The 21,208-nt window shown below is 38.0% G+C and carries 15 protein-coding genes, 1 tRNA gene, 1 pseudogene and 1 other annotated feature; of the genes and pseudogenes, 3 read left to right on the top strand and 14 right to left on the bottom strand.

Going from position 1 to position 21,208, the window contains the following annotated elements:
• Positions 1-73: 73 nt before the first annotated feature.
• On the top strand, positions 74-949 hold the full coding sequence (locus IV87_RS07505; RefSeq protein ID WP_057806987.1) for a LysR family transcriptional regulator: 876 nt from the start codon (positions 74-76) through the stop codon (positions 947-949).
• Between the two features lie 55 nt (positions 950-1,004).
• Here the strand turns inward: IV87_RS07505 and IV87_RS07500 are convergent, their stop codons facing one another.
• From IV87_RS07500 to IV87_RS07485, 4 genes are all read right to left on the bottom strand, one after another.
• Positions 1,005-1,328 (bottom strand): hypothetical protein, encoded by a 324-nt coding sequence (locus tag IV87_RS07500; protein ID WP_057806985.1) that lies wholly within the window; start codon positions 1,326-1,328, stop codon positions 1,005-1,007.
• A 100-nt stretch (positions 1,329-1,428) separates the two neighbouring features.
• Positions 1,429-2,385, bottom strand: coding sequence for a hypothetical protein (locus tag IV87_RS07495; RefSeq protein ID WP_057806983.1), 957 nt, complete (start codon positions 2,383-2,385; stop codon positions 1,429-1,431).
• Complete coding sequence (locus IV87_RS07490; protein WP_057806981.1) at positions 2,378-3,637, bottom strand: hydroxymethylglutaryl-CoA reductase, degradative; 1,260 nt, start codon at positions 3,635-3,637, stop codon at positions 2,378-2,380. The genes IV87_RS07495 and IV87_RS07490 overlap by 8 nt, the downstream gene beginning before the upstream one ends.
• Before the next feature lie 82 nt (positions 3,638-3,719).
• On the bottom strand, positions 3,720-4,640 hold the full coding sequence (locus IV87_RS07485; protein ID WP_057806980.1) for a Ppx/GppA family phosphatase: 921 nt from the start codon (positions 4,638-4,640) through the stop codon (positions 3,720-3,722).
• Between the two features lie 297 nt (positions 4,641-4,937).
• On the opposite strand from IV87_RS07485, the pseudogene IV87_RS07480 reads away from it, so the two are divergent.
• Positions 4,938-6,012: pseudogene (locus IV87_RS07480) on the top strand (IS30 family transposase).
• Between the two features lie 104 nt (positions 6,013-6,116).
• Here the strand turns inward: IV87_RS07480 and trpS are convergent.
• Positions 6,117-7,136: a tryptophan--tRNA ligase gene (gene trpS, locus IV87_RS07475; protein WP_057807042.1), complete on the bottom strand. Its 1,020-nt coding sequence runs from the start codon at positions 7,134-7,136 to the stop codon at positions 6,117-6,119.
• A gap of 63 nt (positions 7,137-7,199) precedes the next feature.
• Positions 7,200-7,374: a binding site (T-box leader), on the bottom strand.
• A gap of 291 nt (positions 7,375-7,665) precedes the next feature.
• On the opposite strand from trpS, the gene helD reads away from it, so the two are divergent.
• A complete protein-coding gene (helD, locus tag IV87_RS07470) occupies positions 7,666-9,972 on the top strand; it encodes an RNA polymerase recycling motor HelD (RefSeq protein WP_177159945.1) in 2,307 nt (768 codons plus the stop codon).
• 68 nt (positions 9,973-10,040) lie between these two features.
• Here helD and IV87_RS07465 read toward each other — a convergent pair whose 3' ends face one another.
• The 9 genes from IV87_RS07465 to IV87_RS07425 all read right to left on the bottom strand — a co-directional run bounded on the left by IV87_RS07465 (position 10,041) and on the right by IV87_RS07425 (position 21,078).
• Positions 10,041-11,267 (bottom strand): hypothetical protein, encoded by a 1,227-nt coding sequence (locus tag IV87_RS07465; protein WP_057806977.1) that lies wholly within the window; start codon positions 11,265-11,267, stop codon positions 10,041-10,043.
• A 121-nt stretch (positions 11,268-11,388) separates the two neighbouring features.
• Entirely contained in the window at positions 11,389-12,546 is a 1,158-nt protein-coding gene (locus IV87_RS07460) for a cation:proton antiporter (RefSeq protein ID WP_057806975.1), read from the bottom strand.
• Positions 12,547-12,564: 18 nt separating this feature from the next.
• Positions 12,565-13,896, bottom strand: a complete 1,332-nt coding sequence (locus IV87_RS07455; RefSeq protein ID WP_057806973.1) for a dihydrolipoyl dehydrogenase family protein — start codon at positions 13,894-13,896, stop codon at positions 12,565-12,567.
• Between the two features lie 37 nt (positions 13,897-13,933).
• Entirely contained in the window at positions 13,934-14,905 is a 972-nt protein-coding gene (locus tag IV87_RS07450) for an ABC transporter ATP-binding protein (protein ID WP_057806971.1), read from the bottom strand.
• Positions 14,902-16,431, bottom strand: coding sequence for an ABC transporter permease/substrate-binding protein (locus IV87_RS07445; protein ID WP_057806969.1), 1,530 nt, complete (start codon positions 16,429-16,431; stop codon positions 14,902-14,904). Before IV87_RS07445 ends, IV87_RS07450 begins: the two co-directional genes overlap by 4 nt.
• A gap of 324 nt (positions 16,432-16,755) precedes the next feature.
• Positions 16,756-17,991 carry a cytosine deaminase gene (codA, locus tag IV87_RS07440; protein ID WP_057806967.1) on the bottom strand — a complete coding sequence of 412 codons (1,236 nt, stop codon included), beginning with the start codon at positions 17,989-17,991 and terminating at the stop codon, positions 16,756-16,758.
• Entirely contained in the window at positions 17,991-19,358 is a 1,368-nt protein-coding gene (locus IV87_RS07435) for a cytosine permease (protein ID WP_057806965.1), read from the bottom strand. The genes codA and IV87_RS07435 overlap by 1 nt, the downstream gene beginning before the upstream one ends.
• Before the next feature lie 219 nt (positions 19,359-19,577).
• Complete coding sequence (locus IV87_RS07430) at positions 19,578-20,663, bottom strand: hypothetical protein (protein WP_057806962.1); 1,086 nt, start codon at positions 20,661-20,663, stop codon at positions 19,578-19,580.
• A 341-nt stretch (positions 20,664-21,004) separates the two neighbouring features.
• Positions 21,005-21,078: transfer RNA gene (locus IV87_RS07425), tRNA-Thr, on the bottom strand.
• Between the last annotated feature and the right edge of the window lie 130 nt (positions 21,079-21,208).

Genomic DNA, 21,208 nt, shown 5'->3' with positions numbered 1-21,208 from the left:
TTTAAAGTTTCAATCACTCGTAGTTAGCTATTTCAATTTATTCAAAAACTTAAGAAACAATCAGAGGCAGTTTATGAATATTAAAGACTTTGAATACTTTCAAGCAATGGTAAAAGAACGCAATTTTTCTCGTGTAGCAACGGCATTTAACGTTAGCCAACCGACAATTAGTACCGCCATAAAGCGTTTGGAAACCGAATTTCAAACACAATTGTTTGTTCGTGACGCCAGTCAGCATAAGCTAACCACTACAATGAGTGGCCAACAACTTGCCGAACATACAGATATTATTCTTGATCAAGTAAATGTGGCTCAAAATGAAATTCGGAATATTAACACTGGAAAAATAATTTTAGGTTTACCACCAGTCATCAGCCAATCATACTTTCCAAAGATTGCGGCTGAGTTATCCAAACAAAACTTATTAACTCAAATTGTGCCTGTTGAACATGGTTCCGCCGAGTTACTAAAGCTACTTTTAAATGGAACTCTAGATATGGCTTTGGTGGGATCAGTTGAACCCTTTGATGCAGCACGCTTGTTCAGCCAAAACTTTGCCAAAACCAAATTTCATATCATTGTCAGCAAAAAAAGTGAATTGGCACATCAAGGTAAGGTTTGGTTCCGTGATCTTAAAAATAGAGACTTTATCACGTTTGGTAGCAGCTTCGTACATGCCGAAGCTCTAAAACAACTCAGTCATGCTAACCATTTTCGTCCACAAATTATTTATAAAAGTAATGACCCACAAGTTATTCAGGGAATGGTCGAAAAAAACGTGGGGCTTGGTTTTCTGGCCGAATCGGCGATCAATAATCCTAACGTTGTTACATTAGAATTATTAGATGATCCCCAACCCGAGTTTTATATGAGTTTGGCTTATCGAACCAATCACCTCTTATCACCGGTGCAGCAAAAAGTCGCCAACATTTGTCTCCAAATAAGTTAAAAAGCAACCTCAATTTGTTCCGTGAATTGAACAAACTTGAAATTGCTTTTTTTATTTAATATCTTTCAAACTGTCTGATAACTAAGATTTCATCTTCCGATAACTGCCCACCTAAATGGCCAATCAAATTACGCCCAGCGTTACGATAATTTTTCCGAATTTGTGTAAAACACAGGTCAATAATCGCAATCAAGAAAGTAACAACCATCGCACTATTTTGGGTTAGAACCGTTCCAAACAAATTAACCGTGGTCCCACTTAACACCGTTCTCAAAAATGCATAAATCATGATTAAATCTATGACAACTTGAAAACGCGTCAAGTCGCGCATTCGATTTTTCAATTTAACAAGTTGCTGAAAAACGTTTTGACGTGTCATGGCTCAAATCTCCTTTAATCAAAAATCTCGCTTATCGCCATCTGGATCCTATCTTTAGTTTAGGCTAAATGGAAGTTTAGGTAAACTATTTGATTTCTCGTTATCGAACTGAATATGGTAAGTTCAACTGCTCAAATAAATCTTTGATCGACATACCATACATGTGTTTAAAAAATACTTCCGATTTATTTTGTGGTGGTGTTGGTAAAACAAATGCGTTTTGTTGATCCGTTACCCCAATTCCGATATAAGCTCTTTGCTTAGTTGCTTTATCTTGAATTTCTGAATGTGAAATTTGAAAAAGTTGACGCACTTCTAAGCGTAACTGACGGTTACTAAAGACACTACCTAACGTCACAAATTCTTTGCCACCTACTGTTGGTAAATTCCATCTTTCAAGTTGCGCATCAAAAGCTTCAAACGCCTTAACTACCGTCCTTCGAAGTGCAAACGGTGAATCAACTGGCTTTTGAATCAATTCTTGATACACCTTTTGTGCGCCTTGCAAAGAGATTGGATAGTCAAGCTGAAATTGATCAGCAACTTTATCAAAATCATTACCATAGAAGACTAACGCATCCAAAAGTGTGAGTAATCGTAAATGCATCATGCCATCCATTTTGCCTTTTTCTTCAGGTTTGATGGTCTGTTGAACTCCTTTTAAATATTCAGTCTGAACTTCATTAGTCAATAGGCCATGGCTTTTTTGCCAATTATAAATATTCAAATGAGTAACTGTATCGTATAAAGTGGTCGTCACAATCATTAATTGCTCGTCAAAGTCCTGGTGCCCACTTGTTAAATTAAAAGAAATCATCGGATAGCCAGTTGCATCCAATAATGCATGTCGTAATTCATGTGAAACCGTATAATTCGGTGCTGTAATATCTTTAACATGAATGATTAAGTCGCCGTTTTGCCAACTTTGATAGGATTGATCATACCGGACATACCCAGATTTCTCTGTGCCATAATCAAATGTCACTTCCCCAGAAATTTTCTCATTAACTTCATCTAATAACTCTTTTACTTCACTATTAAGTTTAATGTCACTCATTATTTTCTCCTCGCAACTCTTTTAAAATCTGCCGTGCTGTTTGTTGGTCTATTACAGGTGCACTTTCTAATTTTGCTTGTGCATCTGCTAACTCCGCTGTTGTTGCACCTACACTTAACAATAGTGATTTTGCTTGCAAATGCATATGACCACGCTGAATTCCCTCTGAAACTAAGGCTTTTAAGGCCGCCAAATTCTGCGCTAGTCCAACGCTTACCAAAACTTCTTCTAATTCTTTTGCTGTACTTACCTGCAAAATTCGATGATTGAGTTGCGCTTTTTGATTGAGTTTAATTGATCCACCAACAAACCCCACCGGTAAAGGTAGTGTTAAGTTTCCTATCAAAAAATCATTTTCAATTTGCCAACAACTTAATCCCCGATAGTGACCATCTCGAGCAGCATATGCATGAACACTACTTTCGATTGCACGCCAATCGTTTCCAGAAGCCATTACTACCACATCTATGCCATTCATGATTCCTTTGTTGTGCGTTGCCGCCCGATAAGGATCTACCTGAGCTGCCTCACTAGCGAGAACTATGCGCTGTGCTACTTCCTTACCATTCAGTTGCTTTGTGGTCAAAACCTTCACTGGAATTCGGCAGGTTGCCGTTGCTAAACATTCATCAGCTAAATTACTTAAAATAGCCATCAAACTGGTTTGCCCCAACTTGACCTTTAAAAGCTTTGCGACAGCCTCCAACATGGCATTAATCATATTAGCGCCCATGGCCTCTTTTGTATCAATAAAAATATCTAACGAAATAAATTGATGTGCTAATTTTCTCACACGGATTTTTTTTGCGCCACCACCACGTTTTACAATTGAAGGATGAGCATCATTTGCCGTTTGTAAAATTTCTGGTTTGTACTGCAACAAGCGCTGCGTCAATTGAACTGGTTTCTGAACATTTGCCATTAAAACTTGTCCCATCATCAACCGTTCGGTAGTTGAAGCTTGGATCCCTCCCCCCGCTGCTATTATTTTAGCGCCATTGCTGGCAGCTGCGATCACGGAAGGTTCCTCTGTTGCCATTGGGACTACTTTTTCTTTACCATTAATTTTGAAATTAACGGCAACGCCTTCTGGTATTGAAAAATCCATCAAATAATTCTCGATAGTTTGATTACCAAGTGTCGCCGTTTTTCCAGTAATCAAAGCTTCATCGACATCAGTTAAACCCAGTTTTTCTTTCAACATTGCCAGCCGTTGTTCATAATTTTGTTTATAAAAAGGTGTTAAGTTCATGAATTATTTCTCCTAAAATCAAAAAAATGCGGTGAAACTCATTTTTTAAATGTGCTTTCCCGCTTTTTGATTTTTATTTGCTTTATCTGTGCTGAACATACTCAGAAATAATGCCCTCACGAACACCACTTTCTGAAAAAATTACGCGATCCGCATCTAACATTTGAAGCAGCATAACCAATGGTAAAATACCACCAATAATGATGTCGGCACGCTGCGTTTCTAATCCTGGCATCTTTTTTCGATTAACTAAATTTCGTGACAATAATGCTCGAAAAGTTTTATTTACAACTTCTGTTTTCAAACGATAACCATGAATATTATCCACACGGAGCATTCCTTGATGTTGTCGGTTCATGCGAGCCAATGTGCGGTTAGCCCCACCCAGCAAAATAATGGGCAACTGTACCGCGTCCATGATCCACCAAATATCTCGAAACTGTTTGTTTACAAAATTTTGCGCTGCAAAGAGACGATCTGCACGAACCACATTATTTAAATGGAACCGTTCAGACAGACTTACAGCACCAAATGGTACACTAATTAAATTACGGGGTTTACCATTCTTTACGTGAATTAGTTCGCAACTGGCACCACCAGTGTCCAGAATTAAACAATCGCTGACTTCTAGCGAGTTCATAACGCCTAAATAATCATAGTAAGCTTCATCATTGCCAGACAAAACATCTAACTGAATGCCAATTTCATCCTGAACACGTTTTAAAAATTCAGCTTGATTACGCGCCACACGAACGGCTGCCGTGGTAATCCCCCGTACGGTTCGATTAGGATAACTTTCATAAATCTGCTTAAATCGTTTTAAGGCTGCTACTGTACGGTCCATCGCAATTTGCTGCAAAATGTGACTACTGCCCATTCCTTCAGAGATGCGAGAGTCTTCTTTGATTCGACGAACCTCATGAAAACTTCCATCCTCGTGAATTTCATTAATTGCCATTCTAACCGAATTGGAACCTAAATCCACAATTACTAAGTTTTCCATTTTTACACCTCGATCATCACGATAATTTATTGTTTATATTTTACCATGTTTTTACGTAGGTATGCGACAAATGTATACGGAACAAACGGGACTTCGTAAATGTTAAGCGCAATCATAAAAAAAGAGAGCAAGTATAGGTCATAGTTGTTATGAAAACTGTCCTGTTTTCACAACAGCTTATACTTCTCTCTTCTTATCGCAGATTTTATAATCAAGTTAGCCACCTTGTAAAAATGGTCAAATAAAAAGACACCAAGACGAAAAAATCAGGTATCATTGAAGTTCCTACACTAAACAATGAAAGAGGTTTTCGTCTTGGCGCAAGAACAGCTTACCATATCTCACTCAAAGGGTCATCATTTAACACCAATTGAACGTGGAAAAATTGCGGGATTGCTTGCTGCAGGCAAATCTGCTCGTCAAATTGCGACGGAACTTGGTGTTTGCCATCAAACTATCAATAACGAACTCAAACGTGGCTGTGTTCAACAGGTAAAGAAGATTAATGGTAAAGAACAGTACTTCAATATCTATGCTCCTGATACAGCTCAAATTCGTTATGAAATGAATCGTCAGCACTGTCATCGACCATCAAAGATTCAAACACATTACTAATTTTTTGGCCTACTTTGATGATCATTTCCATCAAGATCATTGGTCACCTGATGCAGCAGTTGGCTTCGCCCACAAACATCATTTATTTAAGCGTACAGAGATGGTCTGCACTAAGACCCTCTATAACTATATTGATGCGAAATTATTAGAAATCCGCAATCTTGATTTGCTTGAGAAAACCAAACGGCGTACGAAACATCACTGGTCGCATAAACATCGACGTTTGATTGGTAAAAGTATTGAAGAACGACCTAAGCGTGTCGACAAGCGCAATGAATTTGGCCACTTTGAAATTGATACCGTGGTTGGTAAACGTAGTGGCCATGAAAGTGTCCTATTGACCTTCACTGAACGTAAAACTCGTTTTGACTTTATTCGTTTGATTGAAGGCAAAGATGCTGACTCCGTAGCCTATGCCATTAAAGGGATTTGTGCTGAATTTGGTGATCTGATCAAATCTGTTACCGCTGACAATGGAACGGAGTTCACAACCTTGGAAGAAGCTTTAACTGGCATTGCTGATATCTATTATGCTCATCCGTATAGTTCTTCTGAACGAGGAACCAATGAAACTCATAACCGCATGATTAGACGTTATTTACCTAAAGGATATTCATTAGATACAATTAGTCCTAAGACTGTTGCCCTGGTTGAAGCACGTCTCAACCAACTACCACGACGTATCTTAAAGTACCAACCACCTGAAAAAGCTTTTCAGATTGAAGCAGCGCGCGCTCGCAAAACTCGCATTGCTTAATCATTTATTCCAATCTTCAATAGATATTCTGACATGCCCCGCAACTTCGCCTGCGGGGTGGCTAACTTGTTCTTGCAATTTGCGTCTCTCTTCTTATTTAGTTACTATTTAAAGTAGTTAATTCCCATGGCATCTCGTACTTCATCCAAAGTTTGATTAGCCACTTTGTTGGCCTTTTCGCTACCACGTTTCAAAATATCATACACACCAGGAATATCCTGAGCATACTGTTCCCTTCGCTCACGAATTGGTTTCAATGTGTTTTGCAAAACTTCATTCAAATAACGTTTAATTTTAACATCACCTAAACCGCCTGCTTGATACTGCGCCTTCAAGTCGGCAACTTTAGCCTTGTCCTCATCAAAGATATCCAAATAAGTAAATACGGTATTTCCTTCAACATGACCGGGATCGGAAACCTTGATGTGTTTTGGATCCGTGTACATCGACATTACTTTCTTTTGAATGGTATCTTCATCATCTGCCAAATAAATTGCGTTATTTAGTGATTTGCTCATCTTAGCATTCCCATCCAATCCAGGGATTCTTCCCAGACCCTTAGGTGGAAAATAACCTTCTGGTTCAACCAAGATTTGTTTACCATAAACATTATTGAATGTTCGCACAATTTCGCGAGTTTGTTCCAACATAGGTTCTTGGTCATCGCCAACAGGTACCGTATCTGCTTTGAATGCTGTAATATCAGCTGCTTGACTAACCGGATAAATAAAGAATCCGGCCGGTACACTTTCACCAAACTTCTTTTGTTTAATTTCGGTTTTTACCGTTGGATTTCTTTCCAAACGTGAAACCGTCACTAAATTCATATATGTTTCCGTTAACTCACTCAACGCCGGAATTTGTGATTGAACTAAAATAGTGGATTTTTCTGGATCAATACCAACCGCTAAATAATCTAAAGCTACCTGAATGAGACTGTGACGAATCTTTTCTGGATCACGTGCATTATCTGTCAAAGCCTGCATATCTGCAATCATAATAAAACTATCATAATTACCCGTATTTTGTAATTCAACCCGATTCTTCAATGACCCGACATAATGGCCAATGTGCAGCTTTCCGGTTGGTCGATCACCCGTTAAAATTACGTGTTTTTTTGTCATCATTAAAACTCCCTTTTGTTTAGTTTTGAGTAAATAAAAAATCCCATCACTAGTAATAACTAGTAATAGGACGAATTCACCGTGGTGCCACCTAATTTGCAGAATAGTCTGCCACTCATTGCAGTTATCGGTGCCCCGTTTCATCGTCCTCCAAAACCCAATTCGTTTTTCCGAAATCTTTCAGCAAGTGATTTCTCTCTGTTTATGAAAAACTACTTTATTTCTTCATTGAACTTAATATCCCCATTGTACCTATCTTTAGTTTGAGGAGCAAGTGATAATTAGTTAAACACTGCGTTGATTGTTGAAGTAACTTGGCCGTATGCATTTACCTTCATTTCACTTTCTCTTTTTTAAATCTAGCAAGTTGTTTCGTTCACTTCTTTTTTCCGCTGAGCCACAACTCCACAAATCCTGCTTATAGTTCAAAACCTACCGATTTGCTTCGTTCACTATTCTTGACTTTTTCCTTCAAACAGCCTAGAATATCAGAACATTAAAATGCTTTTACACTAAGGGAGTCATGCAATTGAGCACCGTTGATTCAAATGAAATTAAATCCGAACAAAACCGTGTCGATCACGTCATTCGCAAAATCCAAACCCAAGCCGATCACACCCAACAACTATACAATCAAGCTCATTTTGAAACTCGCTCCGTTGAAAGCAATTATTCTCAAAATGCTAAAATCAACACTTTTGAAGCTGATGACCGTATCGAAACCAACGCCGAAGTTCAACAACAAAAAGGCCTCGTCGCTCGTGCCGTCGAAAATGAAACCATTCTCAAACGCCAAGTGGCCACCTACAAGGAACTTCAAAATTCTCCCTATTTTGGACGAATTGACATTCAAGACCCTGGTGAAACCACCGCGGAGCCGCTATACATTGGAACAGCATCCTTCGCAGATGAACACGAGAATTTTCTCATCTATGATTGGCGTGCACCCATCTCCAGTATTTATTACAACGGAACACTCGGAAATGTCTCCTACCAGACTCCTGCGGGAAAAATGACAACCGATTTAGTTAAAAAACGGCAATTTTCCATTCAATCCGGCAAAATCACCAACGTGTTTGACACAAACGAAACCGTTGGCGACGAAATTTTGCAAGAAGTGCTTGGTCAACAGAATGATACTTATATGGCTAACATTGTGGCAACTATCCAAAAAGAACAAAATGACATCATTCGTGACACAACCAGCGATTTACTTGTCGTTCAGGGTGTCGCTGGCAGTGGAAAAACCTCTGCCATCTTGCAACGCATCGCCTTTTTACTTTATCATAGTCGTCAGTCATTAAACGCCGATGAAATTGTGTTGTTCTCGCCAAATCGGCTTTACAGTCGCTATATTTCAGATGTTTTGCCAAGTCTTGGCGAACGCAATATGCGACAAATCACGCTCGCTGATTTTCTTTCACAACGTTTCCAGGGACTTAATGTTGAAACCCTCTTTGATCGCTATGAACGTAACTCGCAGACCAAACCTGATATTCAATCCTTAACAAACTTTTTTGAAAGTTCTGAGTTTATGCAACTTATTCAAAACTATGTACTTGAGTTAACTCCTGACAAAATACAGTTCACTAATGTGATGTTTGAAGAAAAACCATTTTTTAAAGCTGCGGACATTCAAAAAATTTATACAGATCTCCCTTCTTCAATGAACCCAGCTGACCGGTTTTTAAAAACCAAGAATACATTGATTAAACAATTAAAAAACCGTATTGATCAGGAGGCTGATGCTGACTGGATTCATGAAACAATTGATCATTTAAGCAATGAAGAATATAACAACTTAATTGGTAAGAAAAAACTACGTGCATTTGAAAGCTACGATGATGAAATTCATTATTTAGGTCGCAAGTTAGCTGCCAAACATTTTCGTGTCATTTACGACGCTTTGTTCAATAATTACTTTGTGGATATTTACTCCCAATACGCTCAATTTCTTAAACAAGTTAAAATTCCAAACACAATTTCAACAGCAACCTGGCAAAAAAATCAATTTACCTTTCAACAATCAATTGAATATCATCAATTACGTTTGATGGATGGCGCACCACTGCTGTTAATGCGTGACCTTTTAACTGGTAGTGGTCGCAATCGGCAAATTCAGCACATCTTCATTGACGAAATGCAGGACTATTCACTTGCCCAAATGGTTTATTTTAAACATGCCTTTCCAAATGCCAAGTTCACCCTACTCGGTGACAGTGAACAGGCACTTTTCAAAGATGTTGAGTCTCCACAAACCTTATTAACTCATTTAAAGAACGCTTTTCATGTCAAAAAGGCTAACTTAATTACTTTAAATAGAAGCTATCGATCAACCTATCCAATCACTAGTTTTGCAAAAAAGCTTTTGCCTGATGGTGATCAAATTCAGGCATTTAATCGTGATGGCGATTTACCCAGTATCATCATCCGTGACAGTGTTTCAACGATTAACCAGGCCCTTGTCAAAAATTGTCTGAAAGAATTACAAACCTATGGCACAGTGGCCATTTTGACGCGGAATATGGCAGAAAGTCAGCAGGTTTCCGAAAATATTCATCGTACAACTAAAGCAACTTTACTTTCAGATGCTGATTTAGCGCTTCCTAAAGGTGTTTTGATTATGCCAATTTATTTAGCCAAAGGATTAGAATTTGACTCCGTTATTGCTTATGATATCTCTCAAAATAATTATCCTGATGAAAGTTCACTAGGAATTTTATATACAATGGCTTCACGAGCAATGCATAACTTGACTTTAACGAGTATTGGGGCCGTTTCTCCACTCATTCACGGTGTCGTCAATGATCAAGAACATCTTGTTAAAATTAAATAACATAAAAAAACGATAAGTTTGCAATCTGTTTTGACAGATCGAACTTATCGTTTTTTATTTTATTACTATTAATTTTGTTTATTACCGTGCATCACGTAAGTACTACCTTCAAGAGTACCTTGAGCAGTCGCAGCAAAGTCAGCTGTTTGAACAGTCATTTCTGAAGAAGAATTATCATCTTTGTCACTATTAGCTGAAGCACGTTCCGTTGTTTGCGTAGCTTCACTTTGAGCATTACTAATTGCTCGTGAGGTTTCTTGGAACTGCGTAACCGGAATTGCCGCCTGCTGATACTTGTCATTTAAATCAGTAACTTCAGTCGTGGTTGCCGTTCTTGTGCTAACAAACTGAGATAGATTTTCAAAATAAATTGACCGATCGACTCGTTGATGAACTGTGGTTGCCTGTTGTAAAGCGGCAGTTGCTTCACTAACCTGTTGAACAACTTTGGAAATAGATGTCGTCACAACACTATTTTCATTGGTATTCGTATTGCTGGTCTGTGTCGTAGTTGTGGCTGAGCTAGCCGCTGAAGTTGTTGATTCACTTGAAACGGTCGAATCAGCTGCTGCCGAACTGACACTTTCAGAGCTTGCCTTTGTAACAGAACTAGCCTCACTACTTGTTTGGTCGGTTTTTATATCAGCAGAAGAACCCTCATCAGCAGAACTAACTGCCGACGAAGCCACACTAGCTACTTCCGAACTAGACGTTGAAACGCTGCTAGCCACACTGCTTAGTACGGCAACACTTGAAGCATTTGAAGTTACATCCTCAGAGCTCACCGCAGCAGCCGAACTAACACTTGAACTAACGCTAGGCGTCCAAGAACTTGCAACCGAACTACTTACACTACTTGAAGCAACTGCAGAGCTTGTAGTCACTGTACTCGTAGCTGCACTTTTCTCTGAGCTAGAGCTTGCAACCGAACTCGAACTGCTACTTGATGCACTGCTAGAACTTGTTGAAGTACTGCTACTTACTGCCGAAGAGCTTGCAACACTAGAAGTAGCACTTGAACTAGCTTGACTAGCACTACTACTCAATGTGCTTGAGCTTGTTGCGTATGAGTTTGAATAAGCATAACTACTTGATTTAGTTTGTTTATTACTAACTTGCGTTGCATTACTACTGGTATCCGCGAATACCGGTGTGGTTTCATTAAAAGCAACCGCTGCATTGACACCCACTAAAACAAGGCCAGCATACAACCACTGCTTATGACTCTTATACGTTTTTAAACTTAATTTTGAGTCTTGATTATGTTCAAACGTGTGATCATCACTATTCTTCATATATAATAACCTCCAAACTTCCTTATTTTAAGAATTTCTTAAGTTAATTATACGACATTTTTCGAGTTCTGAATACATCATAAACTAAAATCTATCACATTTATTTGCCAATTCAAATAAACTATTCCGTGGCTAAATTTCGTTGACGCGTAATTGCATGTTTTAAAATGAAGGGCGCAATAATGGTTACCAAAATAATTACCAAAATAACATCTGAATAATGCGTTGGATCCATTAATTTAGCTGAAAAACCGATTTGTGCAGTAATCAGACCCATTTCACCACGCGAAATCATTCCCGCACCAATCACATAATTACTCGTTAAATCAAATCCCGACAGTTTGCCACCCAATCCACAGCCAATTAATTTAGTCCCGATTCCTAGAACCGTCATCAAAACAACAAAACCTAAAGATTGCCATAAATGGGAAAAATTCATATTTAAGCCCACGCTCACGAAAAACATTGGAATAAAAATTGCGTACCCAATTGGTTCCACACTTTCACCAATTTCTTCATGAGCTGGTGTCATTGCAACTGCAATACCGGCAAAAAAGGCGCCAACAGCACCACTTAGCCCAACTAGTTCCGCTAACCATGCCATCGCTAAACAGATGATCATCGACATAATGGTCCGACTCGCAGTCATGAATAAATGGTCTGCAGTTCGCATCAAATATGGGGCAATCCACTTAATCAGCAAGTAGACACCGGCAAAGTACAGAATTTGTTTTAAAATCACAATTAATAAATTCTGATTACCGCTTGATTCACCCATCATGCTAACTAAAATACTCAACAAAATAACGCCAATAATATCATCTGCTACAGCGGCTCCTAGAATAGTTGCTCCTTCTTTAGTATCAAGTGCATGGAATTCTTTCAACACTTCTACCGAAATACTTACCGAAGTGGCAGAAAAAACCACCCCTAAGAAAAAGCACTCCAAACGGCTAAAATGAAATAGTAATCCAGAGGCGCCCATGATAACTACGGGAAAAATCACCCCAATTACCGCAACAATCAGAGCTGGACGCAAATATTTTTTTAACAGTGCAATATTACTCTCTAATCCGGCAATAAACATCAAGATAATGACACCTAAATCAGAGAAAACTTGAACTAAACTATTTAAATGAATCCAATTTAAAATAGCGGGACCTAAGACAACCCCCACTAAGAGTTGTCCAATAACTCCTGGAACACCCATTCGTTGACTATAGTGACCAACAAACAACGTTAAAAAAAGTATCAAAGCAAGTGTTCCAATGAATTCCATATAGTTACCTCCACAAGTTTACATTAAATAGGTTAAATCACTTGCGGTTGTTGGATACGCAAAAATTGTTCGTTTCAAATTTTCTGGAGTTAATTGACGATTAATTGCCATTGCAAAATAATTAATCAACTCATCGGCTTCTCCACTCATAAGGCTTGCTCCAACAACTGCACCTGTTTTTTTAGATGTTATTACTGTAGCATGTGCCAACGGTTCATTCAAGCGGTGATAAGTAAACCATCCCGTTAAATCGAGATTTTGAATAGTGTAGTTATCTTTTTGGGCTTCTGCCTTTTCAACACTAAGACCAACCATCGCCAATCGCGGTGTTCCATAAACAACCGTTGGAATCGCTGGGTACTGAATTGCTTGAGTTTGTCCAGCAAATAATTCTGCTAGATACTGGGCTTCAAATCCCGACACTGGTGTCAGTTTAGGTTGCGATTTGTCCAGAACATCCCCCAAAGCAAAGATGTTTTCCGAAGCCGTTTGCAAATGATCGTTCACCTTAATACCCCGGTTAGAGAATTCCACTCCCACTTTATCTAAAGCTAAAGTATCATCATTAGGTATTCTACCTGCCGTGCAGAAAACTTTATCCGTTTGTAAACTAAAGCCTTGTGCACTCACTAATTCATAGCCATCGGCATTATTTTCAATTCGGCTAATGTCGACCCCAAAATGAAAATGAACGCCATTGTCTTCAAGTTGTGCAATCAAACGATCCACGTCAGCTTTTGCAAATGCTTTTAATGGACGATCATTGTGATGAACAATATGAACATCTGCACCGGCTGCAGATGCCATTGCGGCAAACTCAAAAGCAATATAACCTCCCCCAACAAAGGTTATTGAATGAGGCATTGCGGTCATTTTTAGAAAATCCGTACTAGTTTCAAAATATCTTTTACCATCAACATCAAGTAGCTTCGGTCGTGCACCCGTGGCAATGACAAACTTATCGGCAACTACTTTGGTCTGATCTGCTAAAATAGTATGCTTATCCACAAATTTCACCGAGCCATCAATCACGGTAATCCCAGCAGTTTGCAGTCCCTTTTTGGTCCCGTCAGATACTGGATCAGTAAAAGTTTTTTCAAAACCAATTAAGGCTGGCCAATCGATTACGGGTGCACTTTGTAGGCCTTTACCCACCAAGTTTTGTGCACGCCGACGCGCATCAACTGCTGCCAAAATAACTTTTTTAGGATCACACCCACGATTGGGACAGGTGCCACCCCAAAGATTTTCCTCTACAATTGCCACTTTTTTGTTTTGAGCCTTTAGGGCGTACGCTAACGCCGAACCACCAGGCCCTGCACCAATAACGACAACATCAAATTTATCCATGGTTAACCCCTCCGTTTTTTTTATTTACGTCCTCATTTTAACGCTTAACTTCACTAAGATAACGTATAACCTGTTGACGATTTAAATAACCTTCAATTTCATTCTTACCTTTTACACCTATTTCACTAGTTTTACTTAAGAGCTGAAAAGCAGTTTCCAGTGAATCATTAATTTCAACCTGTGAACCTATATCATTCGTTTGGGGTTTCTCATAAACATACCCCGTTTTTACCAATTTGCTTATTGGCGTTTCAAAAATATTCTTGGCTACCGTTCCTGCAAAGAAGTTTTCCACAAACTCGTTAACTGGATGTTGTGCAATTTCATCTGGCGTATCGACTTGCAGAAGTTTGCCATGACTCATCACACCGATGCGATCACCTAATTTGAGCGCCTCATCCATATCATGAGTGACAAAAACAATGGTATTGTGCATGGTATGGTGTAAGTTCAAGACTAAATCCTGCAACTGCGTTCTAACAATTGGATCCAAAGCACTAAAGGGTTCATCAAATAAAACAATTGGTGGTTTTGCTGCTAATGCACGCACAATACCAATTCGTTGTTGTTCACCACCGGAAAGTTCACTTGGCATTCGATCTCGATAAGTGTCTGGATCAATTCCCACCTGTGTCAATAAATCGTCAACAATTTGAGCGGTTTGTTTCTTAGGCATTTTTTTCATGTCAGGAATCACACTAATATTTTGTGCAACCGTCATGGTTGGAAATAGAGCAATTTGTTGTAGAACATACCCAATATCTAGACGCAAACTTTGCTTATCAAATTCCTTCAGTTTTTTCCCATTGAATAAAATATCGCCGTCAGTTTGTGTAATTAACTGATTAATCATTTTTAAAGTGGTTGTTTTACCACTACCAGAAGTTCCAACCAAAACAAATAGTTCACCAGGTTGAATTGCTAAACTTAAATCCTGAATTGCCAGATTTTCGCCAAATTCTTTACGTACATTTTTAAATTCAATAATTGGTTGTTTATTAGTTATCATTTGGCATCCCTCAACAATCCATGAGCAGTCAAATATTGTCGTGCAACCTTTGCTGCCGACACTTTTTTGACGTTAACCTCATAATTCATTTCTTGCATATCTTCGTCCGAAATCTTTCCCGCTAATTTGTTTAAAGCTTGTACAATTTTAGGATGACTAGCAGCTAGTTTTTCGGACATAACCGGTGCACCTTGATAAGGTGGGAAAACATGTTTGGTGTCTTTTAACATGACCAAATTAAGTTGTTTCAATTGACTATCGGTTGAATATGCATCCCCAACGTTGATGTTGCCCCTATTAAGCGCTTCGTAACGTAAACTGGCCTGCATCGAGCGTGCTTTAATATTAAGTCCGTATTTTTTATTGATTCCCTTGAGTCCATCAGTTCGATTAATAAATTCAAGGGTCATACCGGCTTTGATCTGATTTTTAATTGCTGCTAAATCACCGATAGATTTCAAATCGTACTTTTTGGCGAATGATTTTTTTACAACAATTGCAAAGGTGTTTTGATAAGCCATCGGTTTCAAATAAGCCATATCAAACTGATTTTTAAGATCATCCCGTGCCTTAACGTATGTTTCATGGGCACTTAAATCGGTTGTATCACCTGATTTTTTAACCAAACTCTCTAAAACAGTTCCAGAGAATTCTGGATAAATATCAATACTTTTACTTTTCAAGGCATTAAAGAGAAAACTAGTAGTTCCAAAGTTCGGTTTCAATGTAACGGTGACGTTCTTATCGTTTTGTTCGATTAAATCTTTATACATGTGAATTAAAATATCTGGCTCTGATCCTAGTTTTCCGGCAATAACAATGTTTTCTTTTGGTTGTGAGATGGCTTGATAACCACTTACACCTACAAAGCCCACAATAATTACACTGACCGTCGCAATTACTGTCCGCAACCGCGCAGTTTGTAAGAATTTTATCAAGGCACTTAAAATGATCGCCAAAAGCGCAGATGTAACAGCGCCAATCACAATTAACGACGTATCATTTTGATCAATACCTAATAAGATAAAGTTACCTAAACCACCAGCGCCAATCAAAGCTGCCAGTGTTGCAGTTCCCACAATCAAAACTAGTGCCGTTCGAATCCCAGAAATTATAACGGGTAAAGCAATTGGGATTTCCACTTTAAATAATTTTCTTAGACGTGACATTCCAAAAGCATCCGCGGCTTCTTCTAAAGAAGGATCAATTTCGTCGATTCCCACATATGTATTTTGAAAGATTGGCAATAGTGCATAGATAACTAATGCGATAATTGCAGGTACACTTCCAATACCAACTAAGGGAATCAACAGTCCCAATAATGCTAATGAGGGGATAGTTTGTAAAACACTAGTTACCTGTAACAAAAATTCGGCCACACTTTTATGATGTGTGGCCCAAATAGCTAGGGGTACTGCGATCACAATTGCAATCAACAAAGCTGTTAAAGAAATCTGTAAATGTTCCCACAAAGCTTGCAGCAACTGTGTACGCTGATCTAAAAATGTGTTCCATAAAGTTGTCATTATCATACTCCCAATAATTTAATTGGTTCTATTCTCTCACATAAACCCAAAATAACCATGCAATATACTCATTAAAAAAATCCCAACCGATTAGTGATCATCGGTTGAGATTTTGTCTGTTCTAACTATATTAACTAAAGGTTGAAAGCACAAAAATACATCTCATTACCTAATACAAAAGCGTTCATGTTAACAAAATTAGATTTAAATGCCGTCCTACGGCTCACCCGGTCTGGAAGACGGTAATTTAATCTGATTTTGTTAACATGAACGCTTTTGCATCAAACAATGAGATGCGTTTTTGTACTTTCAATCTGCAGTCATTTAAAAGTTTAATTTTACTTCTTTAGGTTTAGTTTCTACCAAAACCTTTCCCTGACGAACTGAATATAAGACCTCAGAACGTTCATTTAATGCGTTGTAAAAGTTATTATTATTTAAAATAATAAAATTGGCAGGTTTTCCAACCTCAATACCGTAATGATCTGTGATATGCAGTGTTTTGGCTGCGTTATTGGTCACAAAGTTATATGAATCCTGAATACTTTGATATCCCATTAGCTGTTCTGCATGAATGCCCATGTGAACTGGATCCATCATATTACCGTTTCCCATTGGGTACCAAGGATCCTTAACATCGTCTTCGCCAAACGAAACATTGATTCCAGCCTCTGTCAGTTCTTTGACTCGGGTAATCCCACGTCGTTTAGGATAAGTATCAAAGCGGCCGCCTAAATGAATATTAACAAGTGGGTTAGAAACCATATTGATTTTAGCCAGTTTCAGAAGTCGGAAAAGTTTATAGCAATAAGCATTATTATATGATCCCATTGCCGTCGTGTGACTAGCCGTAACTCGGTCGGCCAAACCGGTCTCATATGCCAAGGTAGCTAATACTTCCAAATTACGTGAATTTGGATCATCAATTTCGTCACAATGCACATCAATTAAGCGATCATATTTCTGAGCTAACTCTGCGATATAATGCAACGATTGAACCCCATAGTCACGCGTAAATTCGTAATGGGGAATTCCTCCAATTACATCGGCGCCCTCTTTGACAGCCGTTTCCAGTAATTCTTTTCCGTGTGGGTACGACAACACCCCTTCTTGAGGAAAGGCAACTAATTGTACTTCAACAATATCTTTCATTTCCTCTTTAACTTCTAACAAAGCTTCCAATGCTGTCATGGTTGGATCCGTTGTATCAACATGACTTCGAACAACTTGAATACCATTCTCAACTTGTTTTCCAATCGTTGCCTTTGCTCGCGTTTTAACATCTTCTTTAGTTAAAGTTTTCTTACGTTCTGACCAAATTCGAATGCCATCAAATAAGGTACCAGTTTGATTCCATTCTGGATCACCAGCTGTTAAGGTCGCATCTAAATGGACGTGCGAATCGATGAATGGTGGCAAAAGTAACTTTCCGTTGGCTTCAATCAACTTTTCATTTTCATGTGCGGTTAATTGTTTGCCAATTTCAGTAAATTTACCGTCTTCAATCCGAACATCTTGTTTCTGATCATTATTTTCAATATAAACATTTTTAATTAACATTATTTTTCCTCCCTATTTAAAATCAATTTCATCACAACATAATAAACTAATCCAACCAAAATCATATCGATAAACGTAGCACCGGTATAATTTTCAATCCAACTGACTTTTTGCAATAAAAGATACACGACAACGCCTGACACCCAGAGACCAAACGCCAACCAGTGAATCCCACCTTGATACCAGTAATGACCACCCTTTCGCGAAAGTTCTTTAGGTTGATAATTACGTTTCCGAATTAAATAGTAGTCAACACACATGATACTGATAATTGGTCCAAGAACCATCCCAACATAGTCTAGAAATGCCGTGAATGTATCTAGAAAACTACCCACAAAAACCGGAACAAACGTTACAATTGTCGCTAAAATGGTCACAATCCAAAGCGATTTTTTCAAACTTATTTTGGGAAACATATTGTTTACTGCTGATCCTGCTGCCTGCAAGTTTACAGCGTTTGCAGTCATGCTAGTCAAGACAATCACAATCATCGCGATTAATCCTAAGCCTAATCTATTCGCAATTGTACTAGGGTCCGAATTGTTTGCGTCATATACTCCAGAAGTAATCGCAATACTAATCGTCGCAACTAGTCCAATAAAGGCAAACCAGAAAACACCAATATCCGCACCAATAAACGGTGCCGTAACTGCAATATGTTTTTTATTGGTAAACCGGGTGAAATCTGCACCGGCAGTTACCCAGGCCAAATTAAAGGCGGCCAAAGTATCAATTGCTGCACCAAAAGGCATTTTTTGAGCACTGGGTACTTTCCAATTCGCAATTTGAGAAAAAGATACATCACGAAAAACAACGACCGATTCCCAAAGAACGAAAATAATTACAAGAATTATCCCTATTCGTTCAATAATTTGAATCGACCGTTGTCCGGAAGAAATACTTATTAAATGGAGAATACTCATTACTAAAATACCGAATATCAACCCTTTATTGCCACCAGGTTGACCATAAACGGGCCAGCCTAACAATGAATGTAAAATATATGACATTGATGTCGCAGCTATAAATGTATTGACAGCTGTCCATCCCACAAATTGAGTCACATTAACCAATGAAGGAACAATACTGCCACGAATACCAAAAGAAGCACGTGAAATTGCCATTGTAGTGGCACCAGTCTTGTAACCCATATAACCAACAAGTGATAAAAATATGTACGAAATACTTGAAGCAATAATTAGTGCCTTGATGCCACCCCAGAATCCACAGGCAGCAATAATACCACCAACAAACCATGTTCCATTATTAGCATTAGCTCCAACCCAGGTGGCAAACATATCCCAATAAGACATGTGTCGATGCTCTGTCGGTACAATATCTACCGCGTATCGATCTTTGGTTTCCATAAGAAAATCTCCTCCTTAGAATTTTTACACATTTTTATTGATTATACACTTCTCAAGAAAAAAATCGAGAACTTTTTTAAAGGGAGTTACGGAAATTTCGTCTACATGGAAGTAACGATGCTTGTTGAACTATGTTTAAAATTTTTCAATTAATTTCGAAAATCAAAAAAAGACGAGTATATTGTCTTTAGTATTTGTTAAATATTTTGGAAGTAATTCTCATTCAGAAACGTCATCAAAATGAGGACGGTTATTTTCAGTTTGAATAATTTTAAGGTGAAAAATCTTAATAAAGTTAACTTGGTAAGTGGCCCAAAATGAAAAAACGAGAAAAATTCCAACCAGAATGATAATGATTCCGAAAATGCTTTCTAAATTAGCTTCCATAAGTACCATAAAAATACTTACTAAAACGGTGGTAATTATAATACGAGTAACAATGAATATTGTATATAAGCAGCGTGCTCGCTTTGTAATTTGTTGACGTCTTTGCTGGTAAGCAACATCAGTTTTAACAAATATTGGGATTTGCAAAGTATTGCGTCGAAGAAAAATTTTCCGTCCACTTACAGTCGAATGCCAACCAAGTTTGTAAATTATCCAATAACTTAATTCTGATAAACTCAGTAGTATCGGGGTTGCTAATCCAAAATAGACAAACATGCCATTTAAATCACCAGTTACAGTCAGTTTAGTTATTATATAACTAGGCACACGCCATGCTAAAACAGCTGCAATAATCTCCAAAAATGTCCAAAAATACCAAATCACCTTGGAGTTAGTTTGCGTAAATTTTTGCTTAAATTCAATATCAGCCTTAATATAATCAAATTGCTGCGAATGCGTTTCAAATTCTTCTTGAAAAGTATTTATATAAGTAATTCCTTGTTCAATAATAAACGTAGCTTCTTCGATTGCTCTACTTGAAGCTCCTACTAAAGGAAAAGCGAATGTATCCTTACCATCAACCGGCGACTTTAAAGTTATAACGAGTGTCGTAAGCAAGTAGCGTTGACTTGTTGACACATTCGTAATATTGTTCCACTCGATTAAGAACCGTTTTCGTTTCAAAAAAGGCATGCGATTTATGATTCCATTTGTGGAGAATTCTAAAAGAATTGGTTGCGTTATTCTATAAAGTATCATCACTGTTCCCCAGCCAAATACCGCCAGTACAAATAATCCCATGAAGTAATTATGATGATCAAAATAGGTAATTAAGGCTCCAGCTGACATTAAAATCAGATCCAAAAGAAGATAAACTAATTGTGGTAGCAAATGTGATTTTATAACTACACTTTTCATAATGATCTCTCTTATCGTTATTTATTAATATAATACTATTCTTCTTTTTATAATATTAGCATAAAATTTACCTATTTTAAGATTTAAGCAAAAAAACGACGAAAAATTATATTTTCAGTCGTTTCTTTGTTGTTTATATAATTAACTAAAGATTGAAACTACAGAAATACAACTCGTTGCCTAATACAAAAGCGTTCATGGTAATAAAATTGGATTAAGATGTCGTCTTCCAAACCAAGTGAACTGCACGCCAGCAGTTAGATTTTTTTATAGGCTAAGTTGTTTAATATCAGTTACTGAAATAGTTTTGGTACTTTCAATATTTAGTACTTATTCATGAAAGCCACTTATCGGATTCGGACCGATGACCCCTTCCTTACCATGGAAGTGCTCTACCTAGCTGAGCTAAAGCGGCATAAAAGGCCCAAATAAGTATACCATATTCGGAAATTTTTCAACAATGGCCTAAATTTGGGTAAAAAAAAAGCTTCCGATTAAGGAAACTCTTTAAGTTGCATGGCAACGTCCTACCCTCGCAGGGAGCG

Source organism: Pediococcus ethanolidurans (assembly GCF_001437405.1).
Taxonomy (GTDB): Bacteria; Bacillota; Bacilli; order Lactobacillales; family Lactobacillaceae; genus Pediococcus; species Pediococcus ethanolidurans.
Note: the sequence above shows the minus strand (reverse complement) of the source record. Positions and strands in the feature narration are given on the sequence as shown.

Coding starts and splice junctions, on each gene's coding strand:
- IV87_RS07505 (WP_057806987.1), top strand. CDS start 74: ATGAATATTAAAGACTTTGAATACTTTCAAGCAATGGTAAAAGAACGC.
- IV87_RS07500 (WP_057806985.1), bottom strand. CDS start 1,328: ATGACACGTCAAAACGTTTTTCAGCAACTTGTTAAATTGAAAAATCGA.
- IV87_RS07495 (WP_057806983.1), bottom strand. CDS start 2,385: ATGAGTGACATTAAACTTAATAGTGAAGTAAAAGAGTTATTAGATGAA.
- IV87_RS07490 (WP_057806981.1), bottom strand. CDS start 3,637: ATGAACTTAACACCTTTTTATAAACAAAATTATGAACAACGGCTGGCA.
- IV87_RS07485 (WP_057806980.1), bottom strand. CDS start 4,640: ATGGAAAACTTAGTAATTGTGGATTTAGGTTCCAATTCGGTTAGAATG.
- trpS (WP_057807042.1), bottom strand. CDS start 7,136: ATGACAAAAAAACACGTAATTTTAACGGGTGATCGACCAACCGGAAAG.
- IV87_RS07465 (WP_057806977.1), bottom strand. CDS start 11,267: ATGAAGAATAGTGATGATCACACGTTTGAACATAATCAAGACTCAAAA.
- IV87_RS07460 (WP_057806975.1), bottom strand. CDS start 12,546: ATGGAATTCATTGGAACACTTGCTTTGATACTTTTTTTAACGTTGTTT.
- IV87_RS07455 (WP_057806973.1), bottom strand. CDS start 13,896: ATGGATAAATTTGATGTTGTCGTTATTGGTGCAGGGCCTGGTGGTTCG.
- IV87_RS07450 (WP_057806971.1), bottom strand. CDS start 14,905: ATGATAACTAATAAACAACCAATTATTGAATTTAAAAATGTACGTAAA.
- IV87_RS07445 (WP_057806969.1), bottom strand. CDS start 16,431: ATGACAACTTTATGGAACACATTTTTAGATCAGCGTACACAGTTGCTG.
- codA (WP_057806967.1), bottom strand. CDS start 17,991: ATGTTAATTAAAAATGTTTATATTGAAAATAATGATCAGAAACAAGAT.
- IV87_RS07435 (WP_057806965.1), bottom strand. CDS start 19,358: ATGGAAACCAAAGATCGATACGCGGTAGATATTGTACCGACAGAGCAT.
- IV87_RS07430 (WP_057806962.1), bottom strand. CDS start 20,663: ATGAAAAGTGTAGTTATAAAATCACATTTGCTACCACAATTAGTTTAT.